The organism is Sphingopyxis sp. RIFCSPHIGHO2_12_FULL_65_19, assembly GCF_001830555.1.
GTDB lineage: Bacteria > Pseudomonadota > Alphaproteobacteria > Sphingomonadales > Sphingomonadaceae > Sphingopyxis.
This window is the reverse complement of record NZ_MIAM01000050.1, coordinates 16,804-28,046: the sequence shown is the minus strand read 5'-3', so window position 1 is coordinate 28,046 and position 11,243 is coordinate 16,804. Positions and strand designations below refer to the sequence as shown.

At 67.3% G+C, this 11,243-nt stretch carries 13 protein-coding genes and 1 pseudogene; 6 read left to right on the top strand and 8 right to left on the bottom strand.

Going from position 1 to position 11,243, the window contains the following annotated elements; translation table 11 throughout:
• Both A3E77_RS14760 and aqpZ read left to right on the top strand, forming a co-directional pair.
• Positions 1–799: methyl-accepting chemotaxis protein (locus tag A3E77_RS14760; protein ID WP_293647271.1), on the top strand; the 799-nt coding region annotated here is incomplete at its 5' end.
• Between the two features lie 100 nt (positions 800–899).
• Positions 900–1,622 carry an aquaporin Z gene (aqpZ, locus tag A3E77_RS14755; protein WP_229545098.1) on the top strand — a complete coding sequence of 241 codons (723 nt, stop codon included), beginning with the start codon at positions 900–902 and terminating at the stop codon, positions 1,620–1,622.
• Between the two features lie 36 nt (positions 1,623–1,658).
• Here aqpZ and galU read toward each other — a convergent pair whose 3' ends face one another.
• The 6 genes from galU to A3E77_RS14725 all read right to left on the bottom strand — a co-directional run bounded on the left by galU (position 1,659) and on the right by A3E77_RS14725 (position 6,649).
• Positions 1,659–2,522, bottom strand: coding sequence for a UTP--glucose-1-phosphate uridylyltransferase GalU (gene galU / locus A3E77_RS14750; protein ID WP_293647269.1), 864 nt, complete (start codon positions 2,520–2,522; stop codon positions 1,659–1,661).
• A 61-nt stretch (positions 2,523–2,583) separates the two neighbouring features.
• Positions 2,584–3,084: an OmpA family protein gene (locus A3E77_RS14745; RefSeq protein ID WP_293647267.1), complete on the bottom strand. Its 501-nt coding sequence runs from the start codon at positions 3,082–3,084 to the stop codon at positions 2,584–2,586.
• A gap of 20 nt (positions 3,085–3,104) precedes the next feature.
• Positions 3,105–4,328 carry a diguanylate cyclase gene (locus tag A3E77_RS14740; protein ID WP_293647265.1) on the bottom strand — a complete coding sequence of 408 codons (1,224 nt, stop codon included), beginning with the start codon at positions 4,326–4,328 and terminating at the stop codon, positions 3,105–3,107.
• A complete protein-coding gene (locus A3E77_RS14735) occupies positions 4,328–4,864 on the bottom strand; it encodes a YfiR family protein (protein WP_293647263.1) in 537 nt (178 codons plus the stop codon). The genes A3E77_RS14740 and A3E77_RS14735 overlap by 1 nt, the downstream gene beginning before the upstream one ends.
• Before the next feature lie 206 nt (positions 4,865–5,070).
• Entirely contained in the window at positions 5,071–5,604 is a 534-nt protein-coding gene (gene msrA / locus A3E77_RS14730) for a peptide-methionine (S)-S-oxide reductase MsrA (protein ID WP_293647261.1), read from the bottom strand.
• Positions 5,605–5,659: 55 nt separating this feature from the next.
• Positions 5,660–6,649 (bottom strand): M48 family metallopeptidase, encoded by a 990-nt coding sequence (locus A3E77_RS14725; RefSeq protein WP_293647259.1) that lies wholly within the window; start codon positions 6,647–6,649, stop codon positions 5,660–5,662.
• Between the two features lie 102 nt (positions 6,650–6,751).
• On the opposite strand from A3E77_RS14725, the gene A3E77_RS14720 reads away from it, so the two are divergent.
• The 4 genes from A3E77_RS14720 (at position 6,752) to rpsI (ending at position 9,758) form a co-directional block, all read left to right on the top strand.
• Positions 6,752–7,801, top strand: a complete 1,050-nt coding sequence (locus tag A3E77_RS14720) for a COX15/CtaA family protein (RefSeq protein WP_293647257.1) — start codon at positions 6,752–6,754, stop codon at positions 7,799–7,801.
• On the top strand, positions 7,798–8,604 hold the full coding sequence (locus A3E77_RS14715) for a hypothetical protein (RefSeq protein WP_293647255.1): 807 nt from the start codon (positions 7,798–7,800) through the stop codon (positions 8,602–8,604). Before A3E77_RS14720 ends, A3E77_RS14715 begins: the two co-directional genes overlap by 4 nt.
• A gap of 177 nt (positions 8,605–8,781) precedes the next feature.
• Entirely contained in the window at positions 8,782–9,261 is a 480-nt protein-coding gene (rplM, locus tag A3E77_RS14710) for a 50S ribosomal protein L13 (protein WP_293647253.1), read from the top strand.
• Positions 9,261–9,758 carry a 30S ribosomal protein S9 gene (rpsI, locus tag A3E77_RS14705; RefSeq protein ID WP_037517835.1) on the top strand — a complete coding sequence of 166 codons (498 nt, stop codon included), beginning with the start codon at positions 9,261–9,263 and terminating at the stop codon, positions 9,756–9,758. Before rplM ends, rpsI begins: the two co-directional genes overlap by 1 nt.
• A gap of 141 nt (positions 9,759–9,899) precedes the next feature.
• Here rpsI and A3E77_RS14700 read toward each other — a convergent pair whose 3' ends face one another.
• Together A3E77_RS14700 and A3E77_RS14695 are read right to left on the bottom strand one after the other, a co-directional pair.
• Complete coding sequence (locus A3E77_RS14700) at positions 9,900–10,940, bottom strand: phosphotransferase (RefSeq protein ID WP_293647251.1); 1,041 nt, start codon at positions 10,938–10,940, stop codon at positions 9,900–9,902.
• Positions 10,937–11,243 (bottom strand): annotated as a pseudogene (locus tag A3E77_RS14695) (hypothetical protein); the annotation flags it as partial. The pseudogene A3E77_RS14695 and the gene A3E77_RS14700, both read right to left, overlap by 4 nt.

Here is an 11,243-nt window from a genome sequence, read left to right as displayed (position 1 = left end):
CGCGCTGACCGCCGCGCTGTCCGACATGGCGCGCAAGGTGGAGGCGGTCGCGGGCACGCTGTCCGAACGCGCGCGGCAAACGGGCAGCGATGCGGTGACCGTCGCGGGCGCCACCGCGCAGACGCTTGCGGGCTTGCAGGAACTCGGCGATCGAGGTCACGCGCTGGCCGCGACGATGGCAAAAATCGTCGACGACGGATCGCGCGCCCGCGCCGTTCGCGGCGACGCTCATCGCAAGATCAAGCTGGCGAGCGAGCGGGCGCTGGCGCTGAAGACGGCGAGCCAGTCGATCGAACAGATGCTCGCGCTGATCATCGACATGGCGAGCCGAACCAACATGCTCGCGCTCAACGCCGGGATCGAGGCGGCGCGGGCGGGCGACGCCGGGCGCGGCTTTGCGGTCGTCGCGTCGGAGGTGAAGCTGCTCGCCAACCAGACGCGGTCGGCGGCGGGCGACATCACCCAATATGTCGACCGCATCCGCGACATCGTCGGCCAGGTCGCCGCGGGTTTCGAGGAGGTTGAAAAGGCGATCGATGCGAACAACGGCTTTTCCGACGCGATCGACAATGCCGTCGACGGGCAGAGCGCGACGACGTTGATGATCGCAACCTATGTCGAGCAGGCGGTCTTCGCAGGGCGCGAGATCGACGCGCGCGTCCGCGAGATCGGGCATGGCGCGACCGCCGTCGGCGACGGTGCGCAGGCGCTGGGCCGATTGTCGGCCGGGCTGACCGAGGCGGCGCTTTCGCTGCACCAGCGTGCGCGGCACTTCGTCGAAGCGGTTGCCGTGGCCTGATTCGTCCCGCGCGCGCAAGGGCTTGCCCGGTGACGCAGCACTGATAGGATGCGCCTTGCGCCGGAGGCGTCTGAGGCCGCCGGCGGGGAGGAGGGTCAAGATGACGAATATCCAAAAGGGTTTGGCCGAATTGATCGGCACATTCTGGCTTGTGTTCGGCGGTTGCGGCAGCGCGGTTCTGGCGGCGGCGTTCCCCGATGTCGGCATCGGCCTGCTCGGCGTCTCGCTGGCTTTCGGCCTGACGGTCGTCACCATGGCCTATGCGATCGGCCATATTTCGGGATGCCACCTCAACCCCGCGGTCACGGTGGGCCTGTGGGCGGGCGGGCGGTTCGAGGCGCGCGACATCCCACTCTATATCGGTGCGCAAGTTGTCGGCGCCGTCATCGCCGCATTCCTGCTCTATTATATCGCGCAGGGCAGCCCGGTCTTCGACATCGCCGGGGGTCTCGCGCAGAATGGCTATGACGCCGGTTCGCCTGGCAATTACGACATCTGGTCGGCGCTGCTGATCGAGGTCGTGCTCACCGCCTTTTTCCTGTGGATCATCATGGGGTCGACCGACGGACGCGCCCCCGCGGGGTTCGCGCCGATCGCCATCGGTCTTGCGCTGACGCTGATCCACCTGATCTCGATCCCGGTGACCAACACATCGGTCAATCCGGCGCGCAGCACCGGCCCGGCGCTCGTCGTCGGCGGCCTTGCGCTCCAGCAATTGTGGTTGTTCTGGGTTGCGCCGCTGATCGGCGGGGCGGTCGGCGGCCTGCTGTACAAGACGTTGGGCGCCGACAGTTTTCCCAAGCCGAATATCGAAGGCGAATAGTGACCTGCCTGGCGGAGGCGTTCGTCTCCGCCAGGTTTATTTCAACAAGTCCACCGCAAAGGCGCGAACTTCGTCGGCGATATCGGGCCGTTCGAGCGCGACCGCCAGATTTGCCTGGATGTAACCCGCCTTCGATCCGCAATCATAACGCGCCCCTTCGAAGGTGACGGCGTGGAAGGGCTGGTTGCCGATCATTGTCGCCATCGCGTCGGTCAGCTGGATCTCGCCGCCGGCGCCTTTCCCCTGTTTTTCAAGCACACGCATCACTTCGGGTTGCAGGATATAGCGGCCCGAAATGATCAGGTTCGATGGCGCCGCGGCGATCGGGGGTTTTTCGACGAGTCCCTTTACCTCGGTCAGCGCGCCGTCGCGCGCACCGGGCGCGATGACGCCGTAGCTCGACACCTGCTCGTGCGGCACTTCCAGCACCGAGATCAGATTGCCGCCGACCCGGGCGTAAGCATCGACCATCTGTTTCATGCAGCCGGGCGATCCGTGCATGAATTCGTCGGGCAGGAAGATCGCGAACGGTTCGTCGCCGACAATGTCGCGCGCGCACCAGATCGCATGGCCCAGCCCGAGCGGCTCCTGTTGCCGGACATAGGCACAATTGCCGGGGCCGAGCCGCGTCGGTTCGAGCACCGACAGATCCTTCCCGCGTTCGGACATCGTCTTTTCGAGTTCAAAAGCGACGTCGAAATGATCCTCGATCGCGCTCTTGCCGCGGCCGGTGACGAAGATCATCTGCTCGATTCCCGCCTCGCGCGCCTCGTCGACAGCATATTGGATCAGCGGCCGGTCGACGACGGGCAGCATTTCCTTGGGGATCGCCTTTGTCGCGGGAAGGAAGCGGGTGCCGAGGCCGGCGACGGGAAAGACGGCTTTGCGGATCGGTTTCATGCGCGAGGGCTTAGCTCTGAACGTTCACCAAGAAAAGGGACGTGCGCGGGGCCGGTTCCCGTCACTGCTGCGTGACGATCACGACGACCCGCCGGTTGTCCTGACGGCCGTCGACCGTGTCGTTGCTCGACATCGGAACCGCTTCGCCGCGCCCGACGATCTGGTCGGCGGTAAAGCGCATCCCGCCGGCCGTCAGCGGCGCAGCAACGGCTTGCGCGCGCGCCTGCGACAGCGTCAAATTGTAGGCGGGGGTGCCCGTGGAGTCAGTATGCCCCTCGACCCGCGCGGTCATGATGCCGACGGACGTCAGGTTGCGCGCCATTGCCGCAATGCGCGCTTCCTGTTCGGGATGCACCGCGCTTTCGTTCGTCGCGAAAAGCAGCCGTTCGTTGAACGTCAGTGCCCATCCCGCGTCTCCCTCGACAAAGCCTTCGGACTTCAGCGCGGCGATTTGTTCGGGCGTAAAGCCGCTGGGGGCGGGCACGCTTTGGCACGCGGCGAGCATCGCCGCGAAGGCGGTCAGGAAAAGGAGTCGGATCGATCGGGGGAAATCAATGGTCACGGGCGTATCTCCGCTGGTGATTATCGGGAACGGCTGGTCAACTTGTCGGCATACATTGCGGCGTCAGCGGCGGTGAGCAGGGCGGTCGCATTGCGGCCATGGTCGGGAAAGGTCGCGACGCCGATGCTGACGGCGGCGCGATAGGTCTCGCCGCCGGGCAGCAGCACCGGCTCGGCGACGCTGCCGCGGATGCGGCCCGCCAGATTTTCGGCGCGCGTTTCGCTGTCGAGCGGGTCGATGATGACGATAAATTCGTCGCCGCCGATCCGCGCCGCGAAATCGCCCTTGCGCAGCGTTTCCTTAATCCGAGCCGACAGCGCGACCAGCACCGCGTCGCCGGCGGCGTGCCCGAAATTGTCGTTCGCCGCCTTGAAATTGTCGGCGTCGATAAACAGCAGCGCGAAGCGGCTGCCGCGCGCTTCGGCGGCCTCGATGTGCAGTGCGAGCTGTTCGTCGAAGGCGGCGCGGTTGGGCATCGCGGTCAGCGGGTCGTGCGACGCGCGGTGGGCCAGTATCGCCCGTTCGCTTTCCATATGGCCCTGCCAGCCTTGCAGTTCGTCGAGCAGCGCATTGATGTCGCCCCCCAGCCGGTCGAGTTCGGCGATACCCAGCGGCTGGACCCGCTTGTCGAACCGGCGGTGCAGACGCACGTCGTGCGCGACGGTCGCGATCTCGTTCAGCGGCTTGACCAGTTCATATTCAAACCGCCGAGCGAGGAAGACGGTGCCGAACGCGGTGACGAGCAGGCATCCGAGGCCAGCGAGCAGGCCGAGCCGGACATAGTCGATCAACGTCGAGCTGTCGCCCCACACCTCGATCGTGCCGATCGCAGATCCGTTCCGCTGGACGGTCACCGCGAACGGATGTGGAAAGAAGATGCGGGTCAGCATCGGGGCCGGATCGGCGGCGGGCGATGTCCATTCGGTAACGGGCCGCCCGACATCGTTGAGCACGCGGAGCCGCGCGATGCCGGGAATGCGGGTCAGCGGCTCGAGTCCCTCGCGCGCTGCTTGCGGGTCGTTGAAGACGAGCGCGGGTTCGACACCATAGGCGCCGAGCTGCGCCGCCAATTCCATGTTGCGGTCGGCATAACCACGCAGCGCGGTGACCCCGGCGAGCAGGATGGTCAGGCCGGACAGCGCGACGGCAAACAGGGTGATCCCGAAATGAAAGCGCGACAGCAGCTTTTGCAGCGTCGTGCGGGTGCCGATCCGCTCGACTGGTGGGGTGGGCTGGTCGTTCATCACGCCCCTCCCTCGCCGCGGCCGATGCGCAGGACGCGCGGGTCGATGCGCAGCGGCCCGCGTCCGATCGCATCGAGGTTGACCGAAAAGCTGAGGCTGGCGGCGCGGCTGTTCAGGCAGAACATCGCGCCATAAAGACACGCAGCGTCATCGTCGGTGATGGTCAGGATCGGGCGACCGCGCACCCAGGCAATCAGCTGGCGCCGGTCGCCGACGGGCATCCGGCCGAGGAACAGGATATCGCATTCGGGCGTCACGGCGGCCGCGGTTGTTTGGCGGACGGTGATCGCACCGGGCCCCGGAAGGTCGGGTGTCATGCGGTCGGTCAGCCGGGGCGTCCCGACCACGCACATGATCCGCCCGCTCGCGGGCGCCGCATCCGGCCAGCGCGCATAGCTGACGATGCCGCCGACCATCCGGTTGACGGCGCGCGTCATGCCCCCGGCGTCATCCTCGACGACTGTCTGGCTTGCGGCCTGGGCCGACATCGGCGGCGTCGCGAACAACGTGCCGATCAGAAACAGCGATGCCAGCACCTGGCCGTGCCCCCCAACTGCGGTTCAGGGCGATCCTGCCCCAGCGAAGGCGCGTCCGCTAGCCAAAACGGTTGGAAAGTCAATGAAAAGCGACGTCATGCGGCCATTGGGCAACAGTCGGTCGGGGTTGGCTGGCGGGTTTCAGGTGCCGGGGTCGTCGAAGCGCCGCGCGCCGATTGGCGAGGGCGAAGCCGCGGCGCGGACGATCAGGCGCGCAGGCGGTCGCCGAATCCCTTGCGCAATTTGGCGAGCTTCGGCGGAATGACGGCCATGCAATAGGGATTGCGTTGGCCTTCGCCATCCCAATAGGCCTGGTGATAATCCTCGGCGGGATACCAGTCCGCCGCGCTTTCGATCGTCGTGACGATCGGCGCGGGCCAGTCGGGTGCCGCACGCTCGATCGCGGCGCGCGCGGCATCGCCCTGCGCGGCATCGAGCGGGAAGATCGCGCTGCGATACTGGGTGCCGATGTCGTTGCCCTGCCGGTTGAGCTGCGTCGGATCGTGCGTCGCGAAAAAGACGTCGAGCAGGTCGGCGTAGGAAATGACAGCGGGATCGAAGGTGATACGGATCGCCTCGGCGTGGCCGGTATCGCCACCGCACACCTGCTTGTAAGTCGGGTTGGGCACCGTGCCGCCGATATAACCGCTCTCGACCCGCTCGACGCCGCCGAGCGACTGGAACACGGCCTCGGTGCACCAAAAACAGCCTCCGGCAAAAATTGCGGTCTCAGGGGTCATGGCATCGTCCTTGTTGGGAAAAAGCGGATGCTGCCCAAATAGGATCGCCGCTGCATCATTCCAAGGGTGGCGGCGCACCGATCAACGGCGGACGCAGCGGGCGGCCCCCCGCACGGGCGGCGGCCACGGCGGCCGCTTCGGTTTCGAGCGCCGCAACACGGTCGCGCCAGTTTGGATGCGTGCCCGCCTGGAACAGCGGGCGTCCCTTGCGCTGGCCGAAGCGGGTCCAGAAACGCGCCGCGGCGGCTGGATCGTAGCCCGCGCCGGCAAGCAACCAGACCGACAGCCGGTCGGCCTCGACCTCGGTCTGCTTGAACAGGCGGGCGCTACGGCCGAATTGCTTGCCCAATCCACGATCGACGCCCGCCGCGTCGAGCCGCGCGCGGTGGCGGAGGATATTGTGCGCCAGTTCGTGCGCGATCGCCGCGGCCAGTTCCTGATCATCGGCGGCGAAGTCGATTAGGCCCTGGTTGACCAGCACCAGCCGCCCGTCGGCGACGGCCCCCGGCTTTGCATTGGCCTCGACCCGAAAGTCGCTGGCGCAGCCCGGGATCGGAACCAGAGTGGCAACGCGCGCGGCGCCGAGCTGGAGCGCAAGCGGCTCGTCGACCGGCCGGGCAGCGAGACTGGTCTCGATCGCCGTGATACGCGCGAAGGGGTGCGCCCCGGCACCGTCGGGGACCGGGGCGTCGGCGATCGCGGTGACGGGGGCACCGATCGCGATGCCGGCGGCGGCGGCAGGCGATCCGGGGGCGAATGCGGCGACGAAGGCGTGGTTGGGATCGGCGGCGCCATAGGCCCGGAGCGCCTCCGCGCGCCGATCGGCCGCGTAGAGGCGCGGGTCGCCCCAGATCCAGCCGAATTGCGGTTGGCGCACCGGGCACCAGTCCGCATTGGCGGTGGTCAGCCGAAAGCCGATGGCGGCGACGCGCGCCTCGGCCGCCGCCAGCGCGTCATAGGCGGAGGCCGAGGCCGCCGCCGCGAAGGCAGGGCTGGCCGCGAACAGCAGCAGGACGGCAAGGGCGGTTCGGGCGCGGCGAGGCATCGGCATCGCTTATCAAGCCGTGCCTGTCGGGGCCATGAATTTCCCCAAGGCCCCGGTTTCGCACCCCTTGCCTATCGACCTGCAAGCGCCGATAGGGCGGCGATGACGAACGCATCCGCCTCGCCTTCGCCCCTCGCCCGCGCCCCGCGCCCCGCGGCGCTTGCACGCTGGCTCTGGGCCGTCGCGCTGCTCGTCATCATCGTGGTCGGGGTCGGCGGTATCACGCGCCTGACCGAATCGGGGCTGTCGATTACCGAATGGCGTCCCGTTTCGGGTGTGATCCCGCCGATGACCGAGGCGGGATGGATCGCCGAATTTGAAAAATACAAGCAGATCCCCGAATATCGCGAGATCAACCTCGGCATGACGCTGGCCGGGTTCAAGGCCATCTTTTTCTGGGAATGGCTGCACCGCATCCTGGGCCGGGTCGTCGGCATGGCGCTGGTCGTGCCGCTGATCTGGTTTGCGTGGCGCCGCGCGATTCCCGCGGGCTATGGCTGGCGGCTCGCCGCGCTCGCCGCGCTCGTCGGGTTGCAGGGCGCGATCCGCTGGTGGATGGTCGCCTCGGGGCTCGAATATCGCGTCGATGTCAGTCATTTCCGCCTCGCGACGCATTTGCTGACCGCGCTGTTCCTGCTGGCGGGGCTCGTCTGGACCGCGCGTGACCTTCGCGCGCTGGCGGACAATCCCGCGGCGCACCCGGCGCGCCTGACCGGCCCTGCGATCGGCATCGTCCTGATCCTGTTCGTCCAGCTGCTGCTCGGCGCGTGGGTTGCGGGGCTCAACGCGGGTTATGTCGCGAGCAGCTGGCCGCTGATGAACGATCATTTCGTGCCCGAGGGCATCGACTGGGCGGGCGGCGCCTGGCTTGCGCTGACCAACGATCCGTTCCTGATCCATTTCCTTCATCGCTGGTGGTCTTGGGTTGCCGCGCTTGCGCTGCTCCTCCTTGCCCGCAGCCTGTCGCGACGCGGCGCACGGACCGAAGCGGGCCTGCTCGTCGCGGTGGTCGCAGCGCAGATGCTGCTGGGCATCTGGACCGTCGTGTCGGGCGTGTCGATGTGGGTTGCGGTGATGCATCAGGTGATGGGCGCGATCCTCGTCGCCATCGCCGCGGGCGCGTTGCACCGTGTGGGGCGCCGCTCCGCATGACGCTGGCGGGCGGCCTCGGCGGCGCGCTGCTGCTGTTGGCGCAGCCTTTGCCGGAGGCGGCGCCCGGCGATCATGTCGCGGTGGTATCGGCGCATGTCCGTTTTGCGCCGCCCGTCGGCGTGCCGATGACCTATCGCGTCACGACGCGCCGTATCGGCCGCGATGGTGCGCTGATCAATTTTGCGCTCGTTTATGCGCTGCAATGGCAACAGGCCGGGCGGGGCTATCGCCTTGATGCCGTGCTTCAGCGGATCGATTCGGATGCCCGGCCCGAGGTTACGCGCGCGCTGACCCTGATGCTCCAACCGCTCGTCGGCGAGGCGATGGCCTATCTTGTCGCCCCCGACGGCCGCCGGATCGACCTGGTCGATCCCGAACAGCTGTGGGCGCGCGTGACCGCGCGGATCGAGGCGGCCGGCGCCGCGGCCGGTCGGCCCGAGGCGAAGCAGCTGGCCGAAATGATCGCCGCGCTTCCCGCCGCCGAGCGCGACCGGCTGGCGACCGCCGACATCCGGGCGCTGATCGCGCCTGCGAACCAAGCCATCCCGGCCCATGCACCGACCGATGGCGCGAGCGTGTCGATCGCCCATGACGGTGCGTTGCAGACGATCGCCAGGGTCGAGCAGGATGCGGCGGCGGTTGGTGGCGTCACGCAACCGCTGGAAATCGACAATCTGTGGACGATCGACACGCGCACAGGGCTTGTTATGCGCGAGCGGCGGCAGAGCTGGATCGTCGAAGCGGGCGGCGGCGAACGGACGCTCGTCGAGGAAAGGGTTCGCGCGCTGGAACCCGATGGATGAATCAAGAGGTATTATAATACCCGTCAGCAAAGCCGCTCTCTGCTTGACTTTCCGCTCGTCCGGCGCCATTGGCCCGCTCCGAAGCGCCGCTGCGTTCCCTCGGGAATCGGGCGGCGCGGTTTGTTTCGGGCGGCGGCATCGCCGTTCGCCTCGTCCATCTCTGTCAAGGAGCGTGCCATGAAGGCGCTGACCAAGACGACCGCATCGGCGAACGCCAGCACGGTCGAAAAGAAATGGGTGCTGATCGACGCCGAGGGCCTTGTTGTGGGCCGCGTTGCATCGATCATCGCCAACATCCTGCGCGGCAAGCACAAGCCGTCGTTCACCCCGCACGTCGATTGCGGTGACAATGTCATCGTCATCAATGCGGAGAAGGTGGCGTTCACCGGCAAGAAGCTGCAGGACAAGCGTTATTACAAGCACACCGGCTATGCCGGCGGCATCAAGGAAACCAGCCCGGCGAAGATCCTCGAAGGCCGTTTTCCCGAGCGCGTGCTCGAAAAGGCTGTCGAACGCATGATCCCGCGTGGCCCGCTCGGCCGCCAGCAGATGCGCAACCTGCGTATTTTCGCGGGCACCGAGCATCCGCATGAAGGACAGAGCCCCGAAGTGATCGACGTCGCGTCGATGAACCGCAAGAACAAGGTGGGTGCATAATGGCTGACGAACAGACCATGACCGATCTCAAGGATCTCGCCGGCGCCGTCGAAGGCACGGTTGCTGCTCCGGTTTCGACCACGCCGCTGCGCGAAAAGATCGTCGACAAGCAGGGCCGCGCCTATGCGACCGGCCGCCGCAAGGACGCCGTCGCCCGCGTGTGGGTCAAGCCCGGCACGGGCAAGATCACCGTCAACGGCCGCGACCAGGAAGTCTATTTCGCACGTCCGACGCTGCGTCTCGTCATCAACCAGCCCTTCGGCCTGACCGAACGCGTCGGTCAGTATGACGTGATCGCAACCGTCAAGGGCGGCGGCCTGTCGGGCCAGGCGGGCGCCGTGCTGCACGGCATCGCGCAGGCGCTGACCCGCTTTGAACCGGCGCTCCGCGGCGTTGTGAAGACGGCCGGCTTCCTGACCCGCGACAGCCGCGCGGTCGAACGTAAGAAGTACGGCAAGGCCAAGGCCCGCCGCAGCTTCCAGTTCTCGAAGCGCTAAAAAGCTTTTCCACCGACGGGTGGAGAGGGAAGGGCGGTCCGGCAACGGGCCGCCCTTTTTCTATGGGCTGTGGTGTCCGAGTGGAGGCTTTGGGGTGGGGAGCGGCCACCCCGCCTTCGCGGCAATGAATGGGTCCTGACCCTAGAGAAGGTCCAGGCTTCCCAGCGCCAGCGCCTGCCGGGTCGGCCGTTCGGCCATCACCGCGAACATCTCGTCGCCGCGCGCGGTGCGTTCGACGCTCATCGAGGCGAAGACCGCCATGAAATAACCGCTCAAGGCGCCCACGCGATAGTCGGTCCATAACGCGTCGGCATCGGGCGCAACGCCCGCGGCGGTCAGGGCCGCGATCCAATGGTCGAAGGCGGGACGGTCCGCGGTGGCGCGCTCGATCGGGTCAGCGATGCTGGTGCCGATCAGATAGGCGAGGTCGGCGGCACCGCTGCCGCGCCCCAGTGTCTGCCAGTCGACGAGCCAACAGGCATCGCCGCCGGGCGCGAAAAGGATGTTGTCGATGCGCAGGTCGCCGTGGACGATCGTCCGCGCCGCGGGCTCGCGCGCCAGATAGGCGTCGAGCCGGTCCACGAGCCCGGCGCCCAGGTCGAGCACATCGGCCGCCAGTCGCGCCGCATAGCGTTCGCGAAAGCCGACATAGAGCTGCGGGAACAACGCGCGCACCAGATCGCCATTGTCGCGCGACAGCCAGCCCAGGTCGGCAAGCCGCGCGTCGTTCCAAAGATGCGCGTGGAGCTGCGCCGCCGCCTCGATGCACGGAACAAGCGACGCCAGGCTCAGCCCCGCAAGCTGGTCGCCCTGCCGCGCGGGCGCGAGGTCGGACAGGATCAGGACGAAATCGACGTCGTCCGCGGCGATATCGGCGAAGTGGCACGCCGGGGCCGCAACGCCGCTTTCCGCCGCCAGTTCGCGATACCAGCTGACTTCCTTGACATAGGTGCCGGTCAGCTTGGCGATGTTCCGGCTGGCCTCGTCGTGGCTCGGGCATTTGGCGATCACGCTCGGCGGCGCGTCGGTGCCGTCCTCCCAGTCGAGCGTGAGCCGATAGCTGTCGCACATCTGGCCGGTGCCAACCTTCGCCGATGCGAAACCCTTGAGCCGTCCCGGCCGTCCCAGCACAGCGCCGAGCCATTCTGGCGCCATCGATTCGGGCGAGGTCGGAAAGGTCATGCAACGGGGTCCATCAGGCCCGAAAGCCCGGTGGGCCGGTGCGGCCCGACGAACAATTGTTCGAGGACGCCGACGCCGATGTCGTGACGGTCGCCGTCGACGAGTTCGGCGCGGACGAGTGCCTGAACGTGCATCGCCAGCGGGCTGCCCCACTGCCGGTCGGCTTCGGACAGACGGTCGTGCGCAACCTCGAGTTCGCCATGATCGAGCCCATGGCCCCAGACAGGGTGCGTATAGCCCAGCCCGCTCATCGCAAACACCGGCCCGCTGGGTGTCAGCGTCAGGCGCGTGCTCTGGTCGAAG